Annotated in this window: 19 protein-coding genes and 1 tRNA gene; 12 read left to right on the top strand and 8 right to left on the bottom strand. The window is 66.3% G+C overall.

What is annotated here, in order from left to right; translation table 11 throughout:
- Positions 1-20 precede the first annotated feature (20 nt).
- Positions 21-863: an MmyB family transcriptional regulator gene (locus ACVJ6E_RS06300; protein WP_120267521.1), complete on the bottom strand. Its 843-nt coding sequence runs from the start codon at positions 861-863 to the stop codon at positions 21-23.
- Between the two features lie 85 nt (positions 864-948).
- On the opposite strand from ACVJ6E_RS06300, the gene ACVJ6E_RS06295 reads away from it, so the two are divergent.
- A complete protein-coding gene (locus ACVJ6E_RS06295; RefSeq protein WP_120267520.1) occupies positions 949-2,409 on the top strand; it encodes an MFS transporter in 1,461 nt (486 codons plus the stop codon).
- A 106-nt stretch (positions 2,410-2,515) separates the two neighbouring features.
- Here the strand turns inward: ACVJ6E_RS06295 and ACVJ6E_RS06290 are convergent, their stop codons facing one another.
- Together ACVJ6E_RS06290 and ACVJ6E_RS06285 are read right to left on the bottom strand one after the other, a co-directional pair.
- Entirely contained in the window at positions 2,516-2,920 is a 405-nt protein-coding gene (locus ACVJ6E_RS06290; RefSeq protein WP_120267519.1) for a hypothetical protein, read from the bottom strand.
- Between the two features lie 32 nt (positions 2,921-2,952).
- Positions 2,953-3,201 carry a hypothetical protein gene (locus ACVJ6E_RS06285; protein WP_199680994.1) on the bottom strand — a complete coding sequence of 83 codons (249 nt, stop codon included), beginning with the start codon at positions 3,199-3,201 and terminating at the stop codon, positions 2,953-2,955.
- 179 nt (positions 3,202-3,380) lie between these two features.
- Here ACVJ6E_RS06285 and ACVJ6E_RS06280 point away from each other — a divergent pair, with 179 nt between their 5' ends.
- The gene (locus ACVJ6E_RS06280; protein WP_491676413.1) at positions 3,381-4,271 is read left to right on the top strand and encodes an AraC family transcriptional regulator; all 891 of its coding nucleotides are present in this window, start codon (positions 3,381-3,383) and stop codon (positions 4,269-4,271) included.
- A 6-nt stretch (positions 4,272-4,277) separates the two neighbouring features.
- On the opposite strand, the gene guaA is transcribed toward ACVJ6E_RS06280, so the two are convergent.
- On the bottom strand, positions 4,278-5,843 hold the full coding sequence (guaA, locus tag ACVJ6E_RS06275) for a glutamine-hydrolyzing GMP synthase (protein WP_067216209.1): 1,566 nt from the start codon (positions 5,841-5,843) through the stop codon (positions 4,278-4,280).
- A 245-nt stretch (positions 5,844-6,088) separates the two neighbouring features.
- Here guaA and ACVJ6E_RS06270 point away from each other — a divergent pair, with 245 nt between their 5' ends.
- Positions 6,089-7,303, top strand: coding sequence for a tetratricopeptide repeat protein (locus ACVJ6E_RS06270; RefSeq protein WP_158592618.1), 1,215 nt, complete (start codon positions 6,089-6,091; stop codon positions 7,301-7,303).
- Positions 7,304-7,380: 77 nt separating this feature from the next.
- On the opposite strand, the gene ACVJ6E_RS06265 is transcribed toward ACVJ6E_RS06270, so the two are convergent.
- On the bottom strand, positions 7,381-8,679 hold the full coding sequence (locus ACVJ6E_RS06265) for an RsmB/NOP family class I SAM-dependent RNA methyltransferase (protein WP_120267517.1): 1,299 nt from the start codon (positions 8,677-8,679) through the stop codon (positions 7,381-7,383).
- A 389-nt stretch (positions 8,680-9,068) separates the two neighbouring features.
- Between ACVJ6E_RS06265 and ACVJ6E_RS06260 the strand changes: the two genes are divergently transcribed.
- Positions 9,069-9,305 (top strand): hypothetical protein, encoded by a 237-nt coding sequence (locus ACVJ6E_RS06260; protein WP_120267516.1) that lies wholly within the window; start codon positions 9,069-9,071, stop codon positions 9,303-9,305.
- Positions 9,306-9,404: 99 nt separating this feature from the next.
- On the opposite strand, the gene guaB is transcribed toward ACVJ6E_RS06260, so the two are convergent.
- The 3 genes from guaB to ACVJ6E_RS06245 all read right to left on the bottom strand — a co-directional run bounded on the left by guaB (position 9,405) and on the right by ACVJ6E_RS06245 (position 12,918).
- The gene (gene guaB / locus ACVJ6E_RS06255; RefSeq protein WP_120267515.1) at positions 9,405-10,907 is read right to left on the bottom strand and encodes an IMP dehydrogenase; all 1,503 of its coding nucleotides are present in this window, start codon (positions 10,905-10,907) and stop codon (positions 9,405-9,407) included.
- 187 nt (positions 10,908-11,094) lie between these two features.
- A complete protein-coding gene (locus ACVJ6E_RS06250) occupies positions 11,095-11,793 on the bottom strand; it encodes an RlmE family RNA methyltransferase (protein WP_120267514.1) in 699 nt (232 codons plus the stop codon).
- Between the two features lie 9 nt (positions 11,794-11,802).
- The gene (locus ACVJ6E_RS06245; protein ID WP_491676412.1) at positions 11,803-12,918 is read right to left on the bottom strand and encodes a Ppx/GppA phosphatase family protein; all 1,116 of its coding nucleotides are present in this window, start codon (positions 12,916-12,918) and stop codon (positions 11,803-11,805) included.
- 983 nt (positions 12,919-13,901) lie between these two features.
- Between ACVJ6E_RS06245 and ACVJ6E_RS06240 the strand changes: the two genes are divergently transcribed.
- The 8 genes from ACVJ6E_RS06240 to ACVJ6E_RS06205 all read left to right on the top strand — a co-directional run bounded on the left by ACVJ6E_RS06240 (position 13,902) and on the right by ACVJ6E_RS06205 (position 22,429).
- Positions 13,902-13,975: transfer RNA gene (locus ACVJ6E_RS06240), tRNA-Gln, on the top strand.
- A gap of 170 nt (positions 13,976-14,145) precedes the next feature.
- Positions 14,146-15,435: a hypothetical protein gene (locus ACVJ6E_RS06235; RefSeq protein ID WP_120267512.1), complete on the top strand. Its 1,290-nt coding sequence runs from the start codon at positions 14,146-14,148 to the stop codon at positions 15,433-15,435.
- Positions 15,436-15,466: 31 nt separating this feature from the next.
- Positions 15,467-17,185 (top strand): ankyrin repeat domain-containing protein, encoded by a 1,719-nt coding sequence (locus tag ACVJ6E_RS06230; RefSeq protein ID WP_158592617.1) that lies wholly within the window; start codon positions 15,467-15,469, stop codon positions 17,183-17,185.
- A 291-nt stretch (positions 17,186-17,476) separates the two neighbouring features.
- Positions 17,477-18,256 carry an FCD domain-containing protein gene (locus tag ACVJ6E_RS06225; protein ID WP_120267510.1) on the top strand — a complete coding sequence of 260 codons (780 nt, stop codon included), beginning with the start codon at positions 17,477-17,479 and terminating at the stop codon, positions 18,254-18,256.
- A gap of 162 nt (positions 18,257-18,418) precedes the next feature.
- Positions 18,419-19,300, top strand: coding sequence for an ABC transporter ATP-binding protein (locus tag ACVJ6E_RS06220; protein ID WP_120267509.1), 882 nt, complete (start codon positions 18,419-18,421; stop codon positions 19,298-19,300).
- Positions 19,297-20,178, top strand: a complete 882-nt coding sequence (locus ACVJ6E_RS06215; protein ID WP_120267508.1) for a branched-chain amino acid ABC transporter permease — start codon at positions 19,297-19,299, stop codon at positions 20,176-20,178. Before ACVJ6E_RS06220 ends, ACVJ6E_RS06215 begins: the two co-directional genes overlap by 4 nt.
- A 1-nt stretch (position 20,179) precedes the next feature.
- Positions 20,180-21,223, top strand: coding sequence for a branched-chain amino acid ABC transporter permease (locus ACVJ6E_RS06210; protein ID WP_120267507.1), 1,044 nt, complete (start codon positions 20,180-20,182; stop codon positions 21,221-21,223).
- Positions 21,224-21,259: 36 nt separating this feature from the next.
- Positions 21,260-22,429 (top strand): ABC transporter substrate-binding protein, encoded by a 1,170-nt coding sequence (locus ACVJ6E_RS06205; RefSeq protein WP_120267506.1) that lies wholly within the window; start codon positions 21,260-21,262, stop codon positions 22,427-22,429.
- Position 22,430 lies beyond the last annotated feature (1 nt).

Raw genomic sequence — 22,430 nt, 5'->3', positions numbered from 1 at the left:
TCCGCGAAGATGGGCAGGCTCTAGACACGGCAGGCCTCGGCGCTTTCTCCGCGCATCGACCGAGGCTGCTCGCTTTCGGCCTCCGCGTAGAACACGAGCCGCAGGTGCTTATCCTCATCCACGACGAAGGACGAGTGATCGAAGGTAACCGCGCCCCTGCCCTCGATCATGAAGCTCCGGCGGCCTTCGCAGCGCCCATGCACGTCGTGCTGGTTCCACAGCGCCTTGAACGAGGGGGAGACCTCTTCCAGCGCCCCAACCAGCGCGACCATGCTTTCGTCCTCCGGGGCCCTGGCAAAATCCCGCCTGAAACTCGCCAGAACCTGCGGGGCCTGGACCGCCCATTCCACGATCCGGCTGTTCAGCCGGTCATCGGCGAACAGCATCCAGAGCATGTTCCGCTCACCGGGATCTCGCCGCTCGAACCCGAACAGCTGCTCGGCCGCAGCGTTCCACCCGATCACGTCCCAGCGCAGGTTCAGCACATAGGAAGGGCGCCGCGTGAGGTCGTCGAGCAACCGCCGCACCAGCGGGGGCAACTCGCACCAGGCCTGCCCCGCCACGGCGGGCGGGCGCTGGTGGGCGAGCAGGAACAGGTGCCTCCGCTCGATTTCATCCAGTTTGAGAACGCGGGACACATTGTCGAGAAAAGCGGCGGAGACCGTGATGGCACGGCCCTGCTCCAGCCACGTGTACCAGGTGATGCCGACACCGGCGAGCGCGGCGACCTCCTCGCGGCGAAGCCCCGGCGTCCGCCGCCTTTTCCCGACTGGCAAACCGACGTCGAGCGGGGACAGGCTCTCCCGCCGCCGCCTCAGGAAATCCGCCAGTTCGGAGCGCGTACGATCCAGCCGGCTGTCCATCGCATTGCTCCCAGTAACACCATAACTTGTTCCATAGTAACACGTTATTGGCTGTGGCATGCGACTTCAAGAAACTGGAGTTGTCATGACCATCGATACCCCCCCCACCACCCCCTGCCCCCCTCGAGCCGCACAGGAAACCCGCCCTTCGGCTCTGGCGCTAGCCATCCTGTTGCTCGGCGGGTTCATCACCGTTTTCGACCTGTTCGTCGTCAATGTCGCCATACCGTCGATGCAGGCCGACCTTGGCGTGAGCTTCGCCGAAATCGGCTTCGTCATCGCCGGATACGAGCTGACCTTCGGCGTGCTGCTGATCGCCGGCGGACGGCTTGGCGACCGCCATGGCCGGCGGCGCCTGTTCGCGCTCGGCATGGCTGGATTTGCGCTCACCTCCTTGCTCTGCGGCCTCGCTCCCGACGCTACGAGTCTTATTGTGGCCCGCCTTCTGCAAGGCGCGACCGGAGCGATCCTGTTTCCGCAGGTCTATGCGCTGCTGCGCGTCATGTATGACGAGGCGGGCCGTCGCCGGGCCTTCGGTCTTCTCGGCATGACGCTCGGAATGGCGGCAATCGCCGGACAGGTCCTCGGCGGTCTTATCGTCGAGAGCGATCTGTTCGGGCTCGGCTGGCGGATCATCTTCCTCATCAACCTGCCGATCGGCATCCTCGCCCTGCTGGTGGCGCGCGTCATTCCGGAATCGAGGTCTTCCAGGGCCATGAACGTCGATTGGCCGGGGATCGGGCTTGCAACGGCCGGGCTGCTGCTTCTGCTCCTGCCGCTGCTCGAAGGCCCCAATATCGGCTGGCCGCTGTGGACTTGGGCCAGCATGGCCACCTCGCTGGTACTGCTGGCCGCGTTTCTCGCCTGGCAGCATCTGCTTGCACGACGCGGCGGCGATCCCGCCATCGACCTCGCCTTGTTCCGCAACGCCGGGTTTTCCGCAGGCTCCGTGGTTGTGCTGCTGGTCTATTCGACATCGACGTCGCTGTTCCTGTGCTTCGCCCTGCTGGTGCAGTCCGGCCTTGGCCTGACACCTTTCGCAGCCGGCACGCTGTTCGCACCGGCAAGCGTCGGCTTCGTCGTCGCCTCGCTGGTGGCCCCGAAGCTGGCGACGCGTTTCGGAAACAGGGCGATCGCGGGCGGCGCACTCGTTTACGCGGCCGGGATCGGCTGGCTGATCGTCACCGCATCCGGTCTGGAACGCAGCGCCGAAGCGCTCGCGCTCTTGCCGCCGCTGGTGCTGTTCGGCTTCGGCCAGGGCCTCTCGATGACCCCGCTGCTCAATCTGGTCATCGGCTATGTCGAGGAAAACCATGCCGGAATGGCCGCCGGCTTCATCTCCACCATGCAACAGGTCGGCGGAGCCTTCGGCGTTTCCGTTGTCGGCATCTTCTTCGTCGGTATTCTCGCCAGCGATGCCGGCGAAGGCATAGGCCAAGCAGGCCGCTATGCCGGCGCCTTCTCCGGCGCGATGCTCTACAACCTCGCCGCCGTCCTTGTCGCGGCTGCCCTCATTGTCTGGATCACAAGAAAGAAAGCCGGATGAAGCAAGCGAACCACCATGCGCTTGCGCGGGGGGCGGCTCTCAGGAGCCATCTTCGGCGGCGTGGATGAAACCCGTTGCGAACCAAGAATGTACCGTCACGTTTTCGTCAGGTAGCGGTCGACCCAGCGTGATCCGACAGCAGTTTTCGCGCGATCGCCATGGCCTCGTCGCGTGACGGGGCAAGCATCATTGGGTAACCCCAGAACTTTGCGAAGGTGATGCCGAACGCCTTGAACGCGAGACGCTTGGCCGCGCTCGGCTCGACGATGATCATCGCCAGCACGAGCTTGCGCAGGCCAGCCTTGTTCTTCTTCATCCACAACGCCGTACGCTTTCTGTCCTCCGGCGAATGCTCATGGTCTTCGCTCGGGACGGAATCCGTCAGCACCACGAACGGCTCTCCCCGCTTCAGATTCTCTTCAAACGACGCGAAGTCTTCATCGTGGTCATGATCGGGGGCGTCTGCATAACTCATCCAGACGAAGGGAAAATTGGAGTTGTCCATTGGCATGGGTTGCGTCCTTTGTCGGTCATTCATGCAGATCATGCGGTCCGAAGGCGCCGCCACGACAGCGTGGTCAAGACGACGAGAACCCCGCCGAAGATGAGAGACGCCCGATTGGCGGCCGGCCGATCGATCAGCGCCAGCAGAGCCGGGATTACCCAGGCACCATAGAAGGCCGAGATCGCCCATACTTGCGCGGCGGTGAAATTGAGCGAAGGCATCGCCCCGTGCGCCACGACGGAGACGTTCAGGTAGGAGAAAATCTGGATCGTACCGTAGATTGTCACGCCAACCGCTGTGACAAGCCAAACGAGCGGAAGTCGGCTTTGTCTCTTTTCGTCCATCTCAGGTCCATCCATCCGCAATCTCGTTCGGGGGCGGCGCCCACGCGGGCCGGAGCCTTGCCACCGACGATAGATGGATAGATAGATCTGCGAATGGCGTCATTGCGCAATGTAGACATTATATGTTTCATTTCGGCCAAATTGAGTGTCGCAGCGAGGCCCCCGTGCATCTGGATCTCCGTGGAGATTGGTCTTCGTATGTCGATGAGGTCCCCCGCGATCTCGTCGCGGTCAATGGTGTCGGCAGCCTGGAGAGCATGGAGCGATCAAAGCGCCACCGTCATGAAAAGGCGCAGCTGCTCTATTCCGCCCGCGGCGTCATCAACTGCGAGGTTGATGACGGCGTCTGGATCGTGCCGCCGCAGTGCGCCATCTGGATTCCCGGCAGTTTGCCGCATGCCGCATTCGGTTCGGGCGAGGTGGAGTGCATCTGCCTTTTCGTCGCGCCGGATGCGGCTGCGAACCTGCCGGTCAAATGTTGTACGATCGCGGTTTCGGGTTTGCTGCAACATCTGCTGGTCAGGGCCAGCGAGCTTCCGGAGCGCTACGAGATCGACGGCCCGGACGGCCGTGTCGTTTCTGTCCTTCTGGACGAACTGGCCAAGGCCCCAGTCGAGGAACTCTGCCTTCCGATCCCCTCTGACCCGCGCCTGAAACATCTTGCCGGGCTTCTGGTCTCATCGCCGGCGGATCATGCGACGGTTGCCGAGTGGGCCTGCCGGGTCGCGCTCAGCGAGCGCAGTCTCAGCCGCATGTTGATGGAGGAGATCGGCATGAGTTTCGGCCGCTGGCGTCGCCAGTTGCACGTCATCCTCGCCCTTCGGCGGCTGAGCGCCGGCCAGACGGTCCAGACCGTCGCACTCGACCTCGGCTATGAGAGCGCCAGCAGTTTCGTGACCATGTTTCGCAAGATGGTCGGCAAGCCGCCCGGCCGCTATCTCTTGGAACGGCAGGAGGCCGTTCCTATCCCGAGGTCAGGCCCGCCGCCGAAATCACGCTATTGCCGCCGTTAGTATCCCTCATTCCCACTCGATGGTTCCGGGGGGCTTGGAGGTGATGTCATAGGTCACCCGATTGATGCCCTCGACCTCGTTGATGATCCGCGTCGCGGTCTCGCCGAGGAATTCGTGGGTGAAGGGATAGTAATCCGCCGTCATGCCGTCGACCGAAGTCACCGCACGCAGGGCGCAGGCATAGTCGTAGGTCCGCCCGTCGCCCATCACGCCGACGGTGCGCACCGGCAGGATCGCAACGAAGGCCTGCCAGATCTCGTCGTAGAGCCCGTGACGGCGGATCTGGTCGATATAGACCGCATCCGCCTTGCGCAGGATGTCGAGCTTCGCCCGCGTGATCTCGCCCGGGCAGCGGATCGCAAGGCCGGGTCCGGGGAACGGATGACGGCCGATGAAGCTGTCGGGAAGGCCGAGCTCGCGCCCGAGCGCCCTCACCTCGTCCTTGAACAATTCGCGCAGGGGCTCGACCAGCTTCAGCCCCATCTTTTCCGGCAGGCCGCCGACATTGTGGTGGCTCTTGATCGTCACCGACGGACCGCCCGAGAAGGAAACGCTCTCGATCACGTCCGGATACAGCGTTCCCTGCGCCAGGAACTCGGCGCCCTCGATGCTGTTCGCATGCTTCTGGAACACGTCGATGAACAGCTTGCCGATGGTCTTGCGCTTCACTTCCGGATCGCTGACGCCCTCCAGCGCCGACAAGAACAGCTCCTGTTCGTCGGCATGGATCAGGCGGATGTTGTAGTGGTCGCGGAACATGGTCACGACCTCTTCCGCCTCGCCGAGGCGCAGCAGGCCGTGATCGACGAAAACGCAGGTGAGCTGGTCGCCGATCGCCTCATGGATCAGCACCGCCGCCACCGAGCTGTCGACGCCGCCGGACAGGCCGCAGATGACCTTCTTGTCGCCCACCTGCTCGCGGATCTTGCGGATCGCCTCCTCGCGATAGGCGCCCATCGTCCAGTCGCCGGTAAAGCCGGCCAGCTTCACGAAGTTCTCGTAGAGGCGCTTGCCGTTCGGCGTGTGGTGCACTTCCGGGTGGAACTGCACGGCAAAGAACTGGCGCTGCGGATCGGCGGTGATGGCGAAGGGCGCATTGGGCGAAGTGCCGAACACCTCGAAACCCGGGGCCAGCCGGCTGACATGGTCGCCATGGCTCATCCAGACCTGCTCGCGCCCGCCGTCGAACCAGCCGTCGAGGAAGGGCAGCCGCTGCTCGGTCGGCGTGACATAGGCCCGGCCGAACTCCGCCGTGCCGCCGCCGCCGGAGATCTTGCCGCCTTCGACCTGGCCGCCGAGATCCTGCATCATCACCTGCTGTCCGTAGCAGATGCCGAGGATCGGCACGCCGAGCTCGTAGACGGAGGCCGGCGGGCGCGGCGATCCCTGGCGGGTCACCGAATCCGGGCCGCCGGAGAAGATCACCGCCTTCGGCCGGAACTCGGCCAGAAAATCGTCGGTGACGTTCTGGAAGGGATGGATCTCGCAGTAGACGTTCAACTCGCGCAGACGCCGCGCGATGAGCTGGGTTACCTGCGAGCCGAAATCGATGATGAGGAGCTGGTCGGTCATGGGCAGCTAATAGCCAAAGCGTGGCGGGTTTTGAACAGGAATCTTGTGCCCTCAGCCCTGCATTTGTCGCAATGCCGCAATCTTGCCGGACGGCTGCGGATAACTGCGGGAACGGGCGCAGGAACTTTGACCATCTGGACGAAGCACCCTACGCTCCCGCAATGACCTGCCTTGAAGACCGCGCGGCCGAATCGCCGCTGTCGGACCGCAATGGCACTAGCGCGGCTCAGGAGCCCACCCGATCCATGGCCTCATTCCTTTCGCCGCCCGAAGCCTCAGATGCTCTCATCGCGGCCGCCGCACGCGAATCCGCCGGCGACTTCAACGGCGCCCTCGACATCTACCGTGCGCTGATGACCCGCGATCCGGAGGATTTCGAGGCCCGCTACCGCGCCGGCACCGCGATGATGCGCAAGGGCGACCTCGAAGAGGCGGTGACCTTGCTGCGCCAGGTGGTGTTCACCCGCCCCGAGCATGGCCCTGCCCGCGCCAATCTGGGCAATGCCCTGCTGCTGCTGGGGCGCTACGACCAGGCCCGCGAGGCGTTCCTGGCCGTGCTCGACTTCGACCGCGACAACCGCAATGCACTTTACGGCCTGTCGACGATCCTGATCCGCTCCGGACGCCATGCCGAGGCCGCTCCCCATGCCCGCCGCCTGCTCAAGGCCATGCCGGAAAGCGCCGCCGCGCTGACGCTGGATGCCGATGCCCAGGCGCCGCTCGGCAATGTCGCGGCCGCCATCGCCCAATATCGCCATGCCCTGCGCCTCGACGAGACCTATGTCCCGGCCCTGAAGGGTCTGGCCCGGACCCTGTTCCGCCAGGCCAGACACGATGAGGCGCTGGACGCGGCCACCCACGCGGTGGCGCGTGGTGCCGCCGATGCCGAGATCATGGCCCTGCTCGGCTCCATCCACCTTGCCGGCGAGCGCTGGAGCGAGGCAATCGAGGCCTTTGCCGATGCCCAGGAACTGGAGCCCGACAATCCGGAGCACCCGATCCAGCTCAGCCATGCCTGCCGCAAGGCCGGCGATCTCGCCGGCGCCCTGTCCAACGCACGCGCTGCCTGGGAACTGGATGCCGACAACCGCGCCGCCGGCAACGCGCTCGGCACCGCCCTGGCCGCAGCCGGAGCCGGCCTGCAGGCCCGCAGCGTGCTGATGGCCTCCGGCCAGCGCGACCGCGTCCCGACCGGGGTCTGGCGCGATCTCGACGTGCTGGTGCCCCAGCTCGAACAGCAGGCGGTGGTGCGGGCGCAGGAAGCTGCAGAACGTGCCGAACGGCTGCTGGCCGAACGCCAGCATCACGCCGAGGAACAGCCCGCGGCGGACGACACGTTCCCCGAGACCGTTGCGGAAGCAGGCGAAGGCGGCGAGATCAGCCACGCGGACAGCGAAGCTGCAGAGCAAGAGGAGCCCGCGCGCGAGCCGGAGAACCTGCCGCTCTTTCCCGGCATCTGACGGCGCACAGCCTTACCGAAACGAAAGAGACTGCCCGCAGGCAGCCTCTCGCATCAGATATCGCTCACACTTTCGGCTCAGCCCTCTTCGCGCCGCCGCAGCAGAGCGATGAAGAAGCCGTCCGTCGCGGTGCGCGCAGGGCTCAGCGTCGCAAAGCCGGGCTCCTCGAAGCGCGGACGCGGCGCGGCATCACCGAAAAGCTCCGTCCAGCGCGGCTCGAGCGAAACCGTCTCGAATTCACCCGCCTCGGCCAGGAACGCCCGCACCTGCTCGCCATTTTCGCAAGGCAGCAGCGAGCAGGTCGCATAGAGAAGGTGCCCGCCCGGACGCACGTGCCGGCTTGCGGCAGCCAGCACCTCGCGCTGTTCGCGCACGCGCGCGGCCAGCGCATTGGGCGTGATGCGCCACTTGGAATCGGGCCGCCTGCGCCAAACGCCAGTACCCGAGCACGGCACGTCGACGAAGACGAGATCCATCCGCCCTTCCAGATCGGCAAGTGATGTGGCGTCCGGATCGCGAACCTGAACGTTGCGCGCGCCGGCCCGCTGCAGCCGCTCGAAAATCGGCGCAAGGCGCAGCTTGCTGGCATCATGGGCATAGATCTGCCCGCGATTGCCCATGGCACCGGCCAGCGCCAGCGTCTTGCCGCCACCGCCCGCGCAGTAGTCCAGCACCTGCGCCGGCTCGACCGATGCGGCAACGAGCGCAGCGACCTGGCTCGCCTCGTCCTGCAGCTCGAACCAGCCCTTGCGGAAGCCCTCCTCCGCCTGGACATGCGGCGCGCGCTCCTTTCCGAGCGGCGGCTCGATCCTCAGCCCCACCGGCGAGATCACCGTCTCGTGCAAGGACAGGTGCGAGAGCTTGCGCAGCATGCGCTCTCGGTCGCCCTTCAGCAGGTTGACGCGCAGATCGATGGGCGCGCGAGCGGCAAGCGCCCTGCCCTCCTCGATCGCGGCATCGCCGAAAGCCTCGTGGAACTGCGGCCAGAGCCATTCGGGAATATCGGCCGCCACATGCGGAGCCATGTCCGCGGGAGCCTCGGCTCCGAGCCGCAGGACCTCGTCCTCGCTCAGCGGTTCGGGAGCAAAACGGTCGCCGTCGAGGACCGCAAGAAGGCCCTCCACGCCAAAGCCCCAGATCCGCGCATAGGTGGCGAACACCAGCGCGCGCGGGCTGTCGTCCTGCATCGTCGCAGCCAGCGACAGCCGCCGCCGCAGCGCGTCGAACACGAGATTGGCGATGACCAGTCGATCACCCGATCCCGCGAAGCGATGCTGCCGTCCCCAGTCGCGCAGCGCATCCTGCACCGGGCGCCGCGCGTGCTCGACGTCGCCGAGAATCTCGATTGCCGCCGCAAGGCGGCCTCCGTCCTTCATCTTCCGTGCCCTCGAAATCCATCCATGCGCGCCGGCCTGTCGCGAATTTGCCCGCGACGCGCAGCCGCTGCCCTGTGGCGCGACGCACAAAATCTGCCGGCAAGCCCGTCACCGCCCCATCGGTCGGCACTGCGCCCTTTCGGCTGCTTTAGCCGATCCATCTCGGATTGCCAATCTCTGGGCGCCTTTCCGGGTTGGCGTGTGCCCTGCTGATTTCCCGGTCATCTTCCCGCAGGGATTGTATTAATGATCAACCTCAGGTAGGAATGACTTGTTATTATTTACAGAAAACACCTTTAACTCAACCAATACGTGTCAATCAGTAGAATAGAAATAACGCTTCCATAACGTCCTCCAGCGCCAAATCTTGCCGACCGAGGGAGGATGCCATGCGCAAAGACATCAACCAGCCATCAGCAAACCCCACAACGGATCCCGAAAAGGAAATTCGCGCCTGGAAGGCGTATTTCGCATATGCCGCGCAGGACATGACAGCGGAGGCCCCAGAGCTCCTCGTCGCCTGCGCCCATCGCCTTCTGGAGATGTCGCGGGAGCCGCGCGCGCCCCGTCGCGGGGGGCGGCGCCGCGCCGCGCCTGTCGCGGCCGCGGAAGCTGGCGCGAGCTGATCGACCGGCGTTCAGGGCAAGAGATGCCGGAAACGGCAGCGGGCGGGAGATGTCTCCCGCCCGCTGCTTTTTTCGTGTCAGCTGTCAGCCGTCCCGCGCTCAGACGCCGCCGGGATAGTTGGGGCTCTCGCGGGTGATGGTCACGTCGTGGGCATGGCTTTCGCGCAGGCCCGCGCCGGAGATGCGCACGAACCGCGCCTTCTCCTGAAGGTCGGGAATGCTGCGAGCTCCGACATAGCCCATCGCCGCGCGCAGGCCGCCGCCGAGCTGGTGCAGCACGCTGGCGAGCGGTCCCTTGTAGGGCACCTGGCCCTCGATGCCTTCCGGCACCAGCTTCAGGGTGTCGCGCACCTCGGCCTGGAAATAGCGGTCTGCGGAGCCGCGGGCCATCGCGCCCACCGAGCCCATGCCGCGATACGCCTTGTAGGAGCGGCCCTGGTGCAGATAGACCTCGCCCGGGCTCTCGTCCGTACCGGCGAGCAGCGAGCCGACCATGGCTCCGGACGCGCCGGCGGCCAGCGCCTTGGCCAGATCGCCGGAGAACTTGATGCCGCCGTCGGCGATGACCGGAACGCCATCCTTCTCGGCCGCCGCACAGGCTTCCATGATCGCCGTCAGCTGGGGAACGCCGACGCCGGCAACGATGCGTGTGGTGCAGATCGAGCCGGGCCCGATGCCGACCTTCACCGCATCCGCGCCCGCGTCGATCAGCGCCCGCGTGCCGTCGCCCGTGGCGACGTTGCCGGCCAGCACCTGCACCGCGTTGGACTGCGCCTTGACCCGGCGCACCATCTCCAGCACGCGCTCGGAATGGCCATGGGCGGTGTCGACGACCAGCAGGTCGACGCCCGCATCCATCAGCCGTTCCGCCCGCTCGAAGCCCTCCGGCCCGACGCTCGTCGCAGCCGCGACCCGCAGGCGGCCCTGCTCGTCCTTCGAGGCATTGGGGTTGAGCTGCGCCTTCTCCATGTCCTTCACGGTGATCAGGCCAACGCAGTTCTGGCGATCATCGACGACAAGCAGCTTCTCGATGCGATGGGCGTGCAGCAGGCGCTTGGCTTCCGCCTGGCTGACCGTGTCGCGCACGGTCACCAGTCCTTCGCGGGTCATCAGCTCGGCAACGCGCTGCGCCGGATCGGAGGCAAAACGCACATCGCGGTTGGTCAGGATGCCGACCAGACGACCGACATGCTGGCCGCCGGCGCCGCCGTTCTCCACCACCGGCACGCCGGAGATGCCGAAGCGCTGCATCAGGTCCAGCGCCTGCTGAAGCGTCGCGTCCGGGCCGATCACCAGCGGGTTCACCACCATGCCGGACTCGAACTTCTTCACCTGGCGGACCTGCTCGGCCTGCTGGTCGACGGTCAGGTTGCGGTGAATGACGCCGATGCCGCCGGCCTGGGCCATGGCGATGGCGAGACGCCCTTCCGTGACGGTGTCCATCGCGCTCGACAGGATCGGCAGGTTCAGCTCGAGCTCGCGCGTGATGCGGGTGCGCAGGTCCGTTTCCGCCGGCAGGACCTCGGAATGGCCCGGCATCAGCAGGACGTCGTCGAAGGTCAGAGCCTCCGTACCGTGAATGGACTGGTAGAATGCGGGCATAGGCCAATTCCCCTTTCAGGAAAAACGAACCTCGTCCGGTCGGGAGGCGTCCGGAAGAGCGATCGCAGATGGGAGAAGTTGGCGCGGGTCATTAACACGCGTGCGACGGGAAGGGAAGCGGGATCGCGGAAGGAGCGGTCCTTCCGCGAGCTTTTCTTCCAGGAGCCGGTACGGCCGGCGCCTCGTCTCAGTCCTTGCGGCCGCGAAAACCCTTCGCAAGCACATAGAGTTCCGGGCTTTCCTTGCGGCTCGCCGGAGGCTTGATGTGATGCACCGTCTGGTAGTCGCGCTTCAGTTCGGAAAGCTGGTCGTTCTCCGCACCGCCGCGAAACACCTTCGACAGGAAGGCGCCGCCCGGCGCCAGATTCTCGCGGGCAAAGAGAGCGGCGACCTCGAACAGGTGAGTCGTGCGCAGGTGATCCGTCTGTCGGTGCCCGGTGGTCGGCGCCGCCATGTCGGAGATCACAAGGTCCGGCGCATGGCCGCCGAGCGCCTGCAACAGGGCCTCGGGTGCGTCGTCGTCGAGAAAATCCTTCAGCAGCAGCACGACGCCGGGAAGCGGCTCGACCTCAAGATAGTCGATACCGACGATCAGCGGATCGGCGTCGGTCGAGCCGGTCTTGGCCGCTGCCACCTGGCACCAGCCGCCAGGCGCTGCGCCCAGGTCGACTATCCGCTGCCCCGGCTTCAGCAGCTTGTGCTTCTCGTCGATCTCCAGCAGCTTGTAGGCCGCACGCGAGCGATAGCCGTCGATCTTCGACCGGCGGACATAAGGGTCGTTGAGCTGGCGCTGCAGCCAGCGGGTGGAGGAGTTCGACCGCTTGCGCGCGGTCTTCACCCGCTCGAACATGCCGCGGTCGCCGCGTCCGCGGCCCGAAGTGGTCATTGCCTTGTCCTATCTCGTGCGCCCGCGCGGGCGCTGTCGGTGCGGCGGCTTGCGGCGCCAGACATTGTCGGCGGCCATCAGCTCCATCAGGATGCCTTCGCGCAAGCCCCGATCGGCGACACGCAGCCGCTGACAGGGCCAGCGCCGCCGGATCGCCTCGAGGATCGCACAGCCGGCCAGCACCAGATCGGCCCGGTCGGCGCCGATGCACGGGTTGTCGACGCGCTCCTCATAGGGCATCGCGCGCAGCCGCTCAATCATCGCGGTGACGTCTTCGTTGTCCATCCACGCGCCGTCGACCCGGCGCCGGTCGTAGCGCTTCAGGCCGAAATGCACGCCGGCCAGCGTGGTGACGGTGCCGGAGGTGCCGAGCATGTGCACCTTGCCGTCGCAGATGGCGGCGCTCAGCTCGCGCCCCAGCGTGAAGGCCTCCAGATGCGCGCGCGCGTCGTTGACCATGGCCTCGAACGTATCGGCAGTGACATGGCGCCCGCCGTGACGCTCTGCAAGGTTGACGACACCGACAGGCAGCGAGATCCACGCCCGGATGAAGCGGGTGAGCGCCACGCCCCGCGCACCGCAGCGGTTGCGCAGGTCCAGCCAGACGATCTCCGAGGACCCGCCGCCGATGTCGAACAGCACAACACCATTGGCATCCGGGCACACGAGCGAGGCGCAGCCTGCCACAGCCAGACGCGCTTCGGTTTCCCGCGAAGCGATCTCCAGCGCAAGCCCGGTCTCCTGCCGCACGCGCTCGATGAATTGCGGGCCGTTTTCGGCCGCCCGGCACGCCTCGGTCGCAATCAGGCGGAACCGCTCGACGCCGCGATCCTCCAGCTTGTCCCGGCAACAGGCCAGCGCCTCCATCGCCCGCTCCATCGCCGCATCGCTCAGGCGGTTGGTATGGCCGAGCCCCTCGCCCAGCCGGACGATGCGCGAATAGGCATCGACGACCCGAAAGCCGCGCTGCTCTGGGCGCGCCACCAGCAGGCGGCAATTGTTGGTGCCGAGGTCGAGTGCCGCGTAGAGGCGTCCCTGCGCCTCGTCGGAGACGTCCGGTACATCGCGGGAGACATGTCGCGGCGAACCGGAAGCGCAAGGTGATCCGTGCCCGCTCGCCGCCACCTCCCGGCGATCGCGACCGACAGGTTCCGTTCCCGGCGCTCGCGCTGCAGCGGGCCTGACGGCCTTCTCGCAATCGGAAATGGGGCGCGAACGGCGCTCGTTTGTATCGCCCGCCTGCGCTCTTGCTGCGCGCACCACCTCCCCAGGGCGGCCCGCGGTTGGCTGCGGCCCGCTTGCAGGCGGCTGTGCTTCCGCCGTCGAATGTCCGTCGGTACGGGCAGCGCCCGCACGGCGCTCGGCCCGGTTGGGGCGGTGGCGCTTGCGGCTCCGCTTCCGGCTGCCGGCGGACGCAGTCTTGCTGTCCGCGCCGCCCTTGATGGGCACGTCGGCTGCCTGTCCATCCGCATCCCGATCTCCGGCGGCGCGTCCCGCACCCTGTCCGGAGACCCCGGCCTGAATGCTCCCGGCATTCTTCGGCCTGCGTCTCTTCCGGGACCGCTTGCGCTTGGCGGGCTCTGTGCCGGCGCCTCTCGCGTCGTCCTGTCCCGGTGTCGAGCCGGGATGCAGCCGGTCGTTGCCCGGCCTCATCTGTCCCGATTCGCTCACAGTCTGTCCTTGCCGGCACCCTCAGGTGCCTCTGCTTTCCCTGCGGCAGCCTGCTTGCAGCCGCCGCCCGGAAACGCATTGTCGTTAGGTAGAGTTTACCACCATATCCGCAGCCCGCAACTTGCGAGCCCCCGCATTCCTCGACGAGAGCCGGTGACCTGCCAATGGCGGCGTTCCCTGCGATATGGGAATGAAGCGAGCGGATATACACAGGCACGCGCGATCAAATTTTCGCTGAGCCGGCATCCATGCTTGACAGCGCAGGCACGCATTCATAAAAAGCCGCCCATGGATGCGCTGCCGCTTCGCGGTGGGCGACGGACGGTTTTTACCGAAAACCTTCCGGCAGGATTTCAGGGACAAAGCGGCCCAAAAGGCCTCGGCACCTTGAAAATCCTTGATTTCCGGCCATATCCGGATAAGGCATCCAACGGCATTGGGGAATAGGTTAACGGTAGACCCGCGGACTCTGACTCCGTTAGTCCTGGTTCGAATCCAGGTTCCCCAGCCAACTTCTCTCCCGGATATCACCACAGCGCCTGCCCTGAGGGTCATTTCCCTGCACTTGCAGCAATGCACACTTGCGTGAGCGCGTTGACGCTTGAGAGAAGCCCTTTGCCCGGCTAGGCTGCAAGCGGGTCTGTTGCTCTACGTGACATTGTCCGCTCCGGAGGATGCCCGGTGAAACGCGAAGTCCTGGGCATTCTCGCCGGCGCCCTGCTGGCATTTGCGGCGGCTCCCGCATCGGCGGACTATCTGTCGCCGCGCAGCAGCTCCGATTGCAACCTCTACACCCCCGCCTATCCCTTCAAGGCAAGGCTGGACGCGATCGACGCCCGCGCCAGCCAATGCGAGCAGTCGCACAGCCAGTTGGGCTGGACGAGCGCATGCGGACATTATGGCCCGAATGCATGCCTGCCGATCTACCAGCAGACCTGCACCTTGAGGGACCAGATGGCCCGCATCGAGGCGCAATGCCGGCAGACCCTCGAGAACTGGAAGATTCGGGAGGCCGCCGAAGCGCGTCGCCGCGAAGCCGAAGAACAGGCCCGCAAGGACGCCCAGCGCTTTCTGAACGAGGCAGGCGCCAGAGCCGGCCACAAGCAGGAGCCCTATGCCGCGCTGCGCGACGGGCAGGCCTTGCCGCTGGAGGTGTCCGACCGGCTGCGCCACGCGCGCGGATTGCCCGGCCCGGGCGGCGCCGAAAAGCTCTCGCGCGCCTTCGTCAAGCACGGCACGGCTCGGATGCAGGACATCCAGGCCGCAGCCCTCGCCTATCTGGAAGGAGCGACCTCCAGCTTCCAGCTCCACAGCCCGCCGAACACGCGAGGCTACAGCGCCGCCAATCCTCGCCGCTCCGCCTCGCAGCTGGACCGTGCGCTCCACAGCCGAACGACCCAGTTGCAGCGGATCGAGGCCATGCAGGACCTGCAAGCGGCCGGCGGCACGCCCCCGATGGACAGCGCGTACTCGGTACTGATGACGCAGATCGTCGAAGCGCAGGCCAATGGCACCCTGCCCGCCGATAGCCTCGACGCCGTGACCCGCTGGATCACCAGCGAAGTGGAGCGGGCGGAAACGGAGCGGGGAAACGCAGAGCGCGCAAGGGTGTCGCGAGAACTCGAGGCGCTTCTGCCGCAGCAGCGAGCGCTTGCGAATGCCGCGTTCCAGGTGCTGGACGAGCGCCGACGGCAGGACGAAGCACGCCGGAGGGCCGCAGAACAGGAGGCCGCGCGCCAACGCGGCAACGGCGCGGGCGGAACGCGGTCCGGCACGGCTTCGGGCGGCGGGAGCAGCGGGCACCCCGGCGGATCCCGCTACGAGTACTGCCAGGCAAATCCGCATCTGAGCTGGACCAACTGCCTGCAGGGGCGCGATACCCCAACGAGCAGAAGCAAGCCGGACAGGCGGAATTCCGGCTCCAACGGCAGCAGGAACAATTGCGGCAGCCGGACATGCGGCGTCTTCTGAGGCGGTGGACAGGGGGAGCGGTATGCGAAGGATGACCAATGCCCTGCGGACGGTTTCCCTGTCCGTGTTGTTGATGACCTGCCCGCAGGTCGGAACCGGTATCCTCACCGCTCAGGAAAGCATCTCCAGAACCGATGCGGCGGTGATGGCTGCCGCCCGTGCCGACGACCTCGACACCCTGAAACAGCTCGCCGAGGCCGGACTGGATCTCGCCGCGGTGGAGCATGCGGGCACCAACCTCGCGACCATCGCCGCCATGCGCGGCTCACCGGACACGCTGGCTTTCCTTGCAGCTCAAGGCGTCGATCTGAACCTGAAGGACGCCGAGGGCTACACGCCGGTCATGCGGGCACTGCAGCAGGCCCGCACCGACAATGCGCTGAAGCTCCGGGAACTCGGCGCCAGTCTCGAAGGGATCACCGAGGACGGCTACTCCGTCAGGGTCCTTGCCGAGGTCGCCGGGCTGGAGGATTTCGGCCCTGAGCCTCCCCCGCCCTCCCTGCAGCTCTCCCCGGATGCCGCCGACACGATCCTGCTCAAGGCAGCGGAATTCGGCGACCTCGACAGCGTCCGCTTCGCGCTCGACCATGGCGCAAATGTTTCCGCGCGGGCCGCCAACGGCTGGACGCCGCTGATGATCGCGGCTCTCGGCGGCCACGCGGACATCGTCCGTCATCTTGTGACTGCAGGAGCGGCAGGCGAGGAGGACGGCCCTCTGCCGACCGTGGATGGCAAGCTCGATGCGGTCGTCGCGGCTCTGGTGGGCGGCGCCAAACGGGAGGAGAGCCGCGCCGACGAACTTGTATGCGCCCTCTCGCATGCCAGGAACCTTGCCCACGACATGCCGCGATATCGCGCGGTGGCAAGCAGGCTCGGCTACAGCGATGCCTTCCAGGACAAGCATTTCCCGGCCAACGACCTGCCGCCGCTGGAAATCGACCTCCCCTATCCGCGGAGGGGAGATGCTGCGGCCTGGCGTGCCCTGCAGTCGGCGCTGCGCGACAAGGGGCTTTACCAGGGCACAATCGACGGGGTTCTCGGCGACCAGAGCCTGATTGCGTTGCACTATTACTTCCAGCCGCTCTTCGAACGGCTCGTCCAGCGCTCCGCGACCGCAGCCGCGCGGGCGCAAGAGGCCTTGGCGGGCGGAGACCGATCCTCTCCTTACGGCGAGGTCGGTCGAGGCATCTCGGGAGAGACCGCCTATGGCCAGAAATTCGGGTCCGCGCCGAAGCCCGTCTACTTCGCCGAAGGTATCGACGACCGCGGCCGTGCAGCCGGCGACAAGATCACCGTCACCTATCAGGATGCCAGCGAGGGCCATCAGCGGCGGCTGCAGCTGAGCCAGCAGCCGGACGGTTCCGGATTTTACCAGTATTTCCATACCTATATAGCCGGCGGCTTTTTCTTGGCCCATGTGCGCGGCAACTCGCTCACGCTGAGTTTCAACGGCGAGCGGCCTCGGATCCAGCACGAGGTCAGGCTGAACCTGTCCGCCGGGTCGCGGATCGAGGTGCGCCCCGTTGCCGGCGCCAGTCTCAGCCCGTCTCGACCTCTCCCGTGCCTGCCGCAGGATCCTGCGCCGATCATTCTCGATTCGGCTTCCAGCTCCGTCATTCTCGACGCGTCGGACGATGGCCCGGCCGAGCAGCGCTCCCGGCTCCTCCGCATCGACGAGGACGCGCCTGCACCGCAGGGGCCGGCGGCGAGCTCGCCCGTCCAGGATGCGAGCGAGGCCTGGGAGCGCTGATCGCAGCCGACGCTGCGTCGCCTTCGGATTTTCCCCTGCCTTCGAGCGTGCGACGCGGCCGGACCATGGCCGCGTGACGCGGCTAGATTTCGTTTGTCCGACAAACCGGCAAAGCGCGGAATCGTCACCGAGCAGCAGCTCATTGGCGGAAATTCGGAGGCGAGAGGGGCAAGAAATATCCGCTTGACGGTCAAAACCTGCTTGTGCCAACCTTTGTCCGACAAAGGGACGAACTGACAAGGCGCGCCGCCAAGATGCGTGCCGCAACCGTCCGGGAGGAGACGTTCAGCAATGTCGATGGCGGAGCCGGGTCGCTTCGAAAAGATCAAGGTGCCCTCCGCCTACCAGATGGTCGCGGAGGCGATCGAGCGCGAGATCATGGCCGGGCGCCTGCGCCCGGGCGACGAGATCGGCACCGAGGCAGAGCTGGTGCGCCAGTTCGGCGTCAACCGCTCGACAGTGCGCGAGGGCATCCGCCTGCTGGAGCAGGCGGGACTGGTCCAGCGCGAGGCCGGCCGCAAGCTCTATGTCTGCCTCCCCCACTACCGCAAGCTGTCCGACCGCATGAGCCGCGCCCTGGTCCTGCACCAGGTGACCTTTCGCGAGCTGTTCGAGGCGGCCGTGATCCTCGAGCTCGGGGTGATCGAAAGCGCCGTCGACGAGGCAACGGAAGAGGACCTCGCCGCGCTGGAGGCCAACCAGGCGATGGCCGAGGCGGCGCTGGACGATCCGGTGCGCCTTGCCGGTCTCGACACGGAATTTCATGCGCTGATGGCCAAGGCCTCGCGCAACCGGGTGCTGGAACTGGCGCGCGAGCCGGCCGCACTCCTGTTCTTTCCCACCTCGGAGCTGATCTGCCGCCGGGTGCCGCAAGGCGCCGGCCGCATGGTCGCTGCCCACCGACGGCTGATCGATGCCGTCGCCGCGCGCGACAAGGAGGAAGCGCGCCTGTGGATGCGGCGGCATGTGGTCGACTGGAAGCGCGGCTTCGAGCGGGCCGGCCGCGACATCGACGAGCCGGTGGAGAGCATCTTCGAGCGTCTGTCGGGGGTGAGACAATACGCATCGTGAATTGAGGTTTTCCGGCTCTGGAGGGGGCCGCCGGTCGCGACCGGAAAGACAAAGGACTGGGAGGAACATGTCGCAGGTTCTGCATGACCGGCCGCTGGCGGCCGGCTCCATCGCGCCCGTGCGCCGCCAGGTTGCCGTTGCAGGCACCAGGAAGGGGCACCGATGACCGCGCCCCACGAGACCGGCGCCGCGCGCCTGGAGGTCGAGGGCCTCTCGCTGTCCTTCGGCGGCCTCAAGGCTCTGCGCGGCGTGTCCTTCTCGGCCGAGCCCGGCTCAATCACGGCGCTGATCGGCCCGAACGGCGCCGGCAAGACCTCCATGTTCAACTGCATCTCGGGCTTCTACAAGCCGCAGCAGGGGAGCGTGCGCTTCGACGGGCGCGACGTGACGCGGATGCATCCGCCCGAGCGCGCCGCCCTCGGCTTCGCCCGCACCTTCCAGAACATCGCGCTCTTCCGCGGCATGACCGTGCTCGACAACATCAAGCTCGGCCGCCACGCCCACATGAAGACCGGCCTGTTGCAGGCCCTCGCCTATTGGGGGCCGGCCCAGCGCGAGGAGATGGAGCTGCGCGCCGAGATCGAGCGCCGCATCATCGACTTCCTGGAGATCGACCACATCCGCAACATGCCGGTCGCCTCGCTGTCCTACGGCCTGCAGAAGCGGGTCGAGCTGGCCCGCGCGCTGGCCATGCGCCCGCGCATTCTGCTCCTCGACGAGCCGGTCGCCGGCATGAACCGCGAGGAAACCGAGGACATGGCCCGCTTCATCCTCGACGTGAAGGAGGAATGGGGCACCACGATCCTGATGGTCGAGCACGACATGGGCATGGTCATGGACATCTCCGACCATGTGGTCGTGCTGAATTTCGGCGAGGTCATCGCCAGCGGCCTGCCGCAAGAAGTGCAGGCGGACCCGCATGTGACGGAAGCCTATCTCGGCAGCGGCGATCCCGCCGCACTGATGGCCCGGCTCAAGGGCGAGGCCGGCGCAGCTGGCGGCACGGCCGCTGCAGAGCGCGAAACGCGCGAGGACGTGGCATGAGCGACCTTCTCTTCTTCACCGAGGTGACGCTGGCCGGTCTCGGCTCCGGCGCCCTGCTGTCGCTGACGGCACTCGCCTTCGTGCTGATCTACAAGGCGACGCGGGTGATCAACCTTGCCGTCGGCGAGCTGTTGATGCTCGGCGGCTATCTCTTCTTCGCCTTCGCCGCCGGTCTCGGCCTGCCGGCCTGGGCGGCGATCCCGCTCGCCATCGCCGGCGGCGGCCTCGTCGGCGCGGTGGTCGAGCGCGGGTTGATCCGTCCGATGCTCGGCGAGAGCCCGATCGCCGTCTTCATGGTGACGATCGGCCTCGGCTCGGTCCTGGTCGGCCTCGTCGAACTCGTCTGGGGCACCGATCCGCGCGCTCTGCCCGCCTTCATGGGCAATGCGCCGATCTTCATCGGCGAGGCCTATGTCTCGCGCAAGATCGCCATCGCCTTCGCGGTTGCCGCCGTGGTGATCGCGGTCTTTCTCGCCCTTTTCCGCTTCTGGCGCGGCGGCGTCGCGCTGCGGGCGACGGCAACCGACCAGGCCGCGGCGTATTCCTGTGGCATCAACGTGCCGGGCGTCTTCTCGCTCGCCTGGGTGATCGGCTGCGGCACTGCCGCCGGCGCCGGCGTCCTGCTCGGTTCCATCGGCGGCATCTCGCCGGCCATGGGCGTCTTCGGCCTGTCCGCGCTGGTCGTGGTCATCGTCGGCGGTCTCGACTCCGTCGCCGGAGCCCTTGTCGGCGGCCTCGTCATCGGCCTCATCGAGGCCTGGGCCGGGACCTATCTCGGCGGCGAATACAAGCTCGTCACCACATTCGGCCTCCTCCTCGTCGCCTTGATGATCCGTCCCTACGGCTTGTTCGGCACGACAGAAATCGAGCGTCTCTGACATGCAGATCGGAACCGCCAAGCACAGCTACCAGGCCGACGAGGCGCTGCTGACCACCCGGCCGCAGCGCGTGTGGATGGCCCTGTTCGCCCTGAGCCTTTGCATCGCGCCCTTCGTGCTCGACAATTACTGGCTCTATCTCGCCTGCCTCGTGGCCATCAACGTGGCGAGCGCCACCGGCCTCAACATCCTGACCGGCTATACAGGCCTCGTCAGCCTCGGCCAGGCCGCCTTCATGGCGGTCGGCGCCTACACGGTCGGCTGGATGCAGCTGAACCTCGGCACGCCCTTCCTGCTGAACCTCGTCGCCGGCGGCATCATTGCCGCGGCGGTCGGCATCCTGGTCGGCATCCCGAGCCTTCGGGTCAAGGGCCTCTACCTGGCCATCGCCACCATCGCCGCCTCGTTCATCCTGCATTTCATCTTCGTCAACTGGGAGAGCGTGACCAACGGCAACAGCGGCCTGACGCTGACACCGGCGAGCTTCTTCGGCACGCCGCTGACGGACTACTCCCAGCTCTATTTCGTCTTCGTGCCGATCACCGCGCTGATGGTGCTGGGCGCGGCCAATCTCTTCCGCACCCGCGTCGGGCGCGCCTTCATCGCCATCCGCGATCGCGACATCTCGGCCGAGGTGCTGGGCATCTCGCTGCTGCGCTACAAGCTGATGAGCTTTGCGATCTCGTCCTTCTATGCGGGCGTTGCCGGCGGCATGTGGGCCTACTTCTTCCGCGTCGTGACGCCGGAGAGCTTCCCGTTCGTCTATTCGATCTTCTTCCTCGCCGCGATCATCGTCGGCGGCATGGGCACAATCCTCGGCGGCATTCTCGGCGCCATCTTCATGACCCTCGTCCCGGAACTGCTGCGCTTCGGCATCGACTGGCTCACCCCCGTTCTTCCCAATGCGGCGGCGATGCTCTCGCCGGTTCGCACCATCGTTTTCGGCCTCCTCATCGTCGGCTTTCTCATTTTCGAGCCGAAGGGACTTGCCGAAATCGTCCAGAGATCCCGGCGTTACTTCCATCTCTGGCCCTTCAAGAAGTGAATGAACAAAAGTCACGCGATAAAACCGGAGGAAACAATGCTTAGCTTTACCAGGAGAACGCTGCTTGCCCTGTCGGCATCGGCAGCCATTGCCACCGCGCTTCCGGCCGTTGCGGCCGACGACATCGTCATCGGCGGCTCGATCCCGCTCACCGGCGTCTTCGCCTTCGCGGGCGTCGGCATCGAGGCCGGCATGCAGGACTACATCAAGATCGTCAACGAGGCCGGCGGCATCCAGGGCCGCAAGGTCCGCCTCGCCTACGAGGACACCGGCTACAAGGTCGACGCCTCCGTCGCCGTGTTCAACAAGCTGACCAGCCAGGACGAGATCCACCTCTACTACGGCGACTCCACCGGCTTCGCGAAGACCATCAACGGCGAGATTGACCGCCGGGGCTCGATGATCATGGCCGGCGCGTCCTTCGCGACCGAGCTGAACGATCCCAAGGCCTTCCCGCACCAGTTCATGGCCGGCCCCGACTATTCGGAAATGACCGGCATCCTGCTGGAATACATCGCCAAGGAGAAGCCGGGCGCCCGCATCGTGCTGGTCAACTCGGACACCGAGTTCGGCCGCGACCCGATCGCCGCCACCAAGGCGCGCGCCGGCGAACTGGGCCTTGAGGTCGTCGAGGAGATCATCACCCCGCCGACCGCCGTCGACGTCTCCACCGAGGTGCTGAAGCTGCGCCGCGCCCGTCCGGACTACACCATCTTCCACGGCTACGTGCTGGCGCCGCTGCCCGAATTCATGAGCCAGGCCAAGCAGCTCGGCCTGGAAACCAAGTTCATGGGCACGTTCTGGTCGATGGACTCCAGCATCTGGGCCAAGGTCGGCGAGGCTGCCGACGGCTTCATGGGCGTCATGCCCTATCGCTACTACTACGACGACGCCGACAACGCGCCGATGATGGACCGGATCCGCGAGATGCGTCCCGAGTACCAGTCGACCCCGTACATGCAGGGCTTCCTGACCGCCATGCTGTTCACCGAGGCGGCCAAGCGCGCGCTGGAGGCCGGCAAGGAGCTCAACGGCGCCAACCTGAAGGCCGCGCTCAACTCCATCGAGAACTTCGACACCGGCGGCATCATCGGCGTGCCGATCTCGATCCCGGGCAACTCGATCCCGGTCGGCCGCATCTACCGCTACGACGCCAGCGCTCAGCAGATGAAGCCGGCGTCCGACTGGATCAGCGTTCAGGAGTAAG

This window comes from Stappia sp. G46H5W (genome assembly GCF_058448995.1).
Note: the sequence above shows the minus strand (reverse complement) of the source record. Positions and strands in the feature narration are given on the sequence as shown.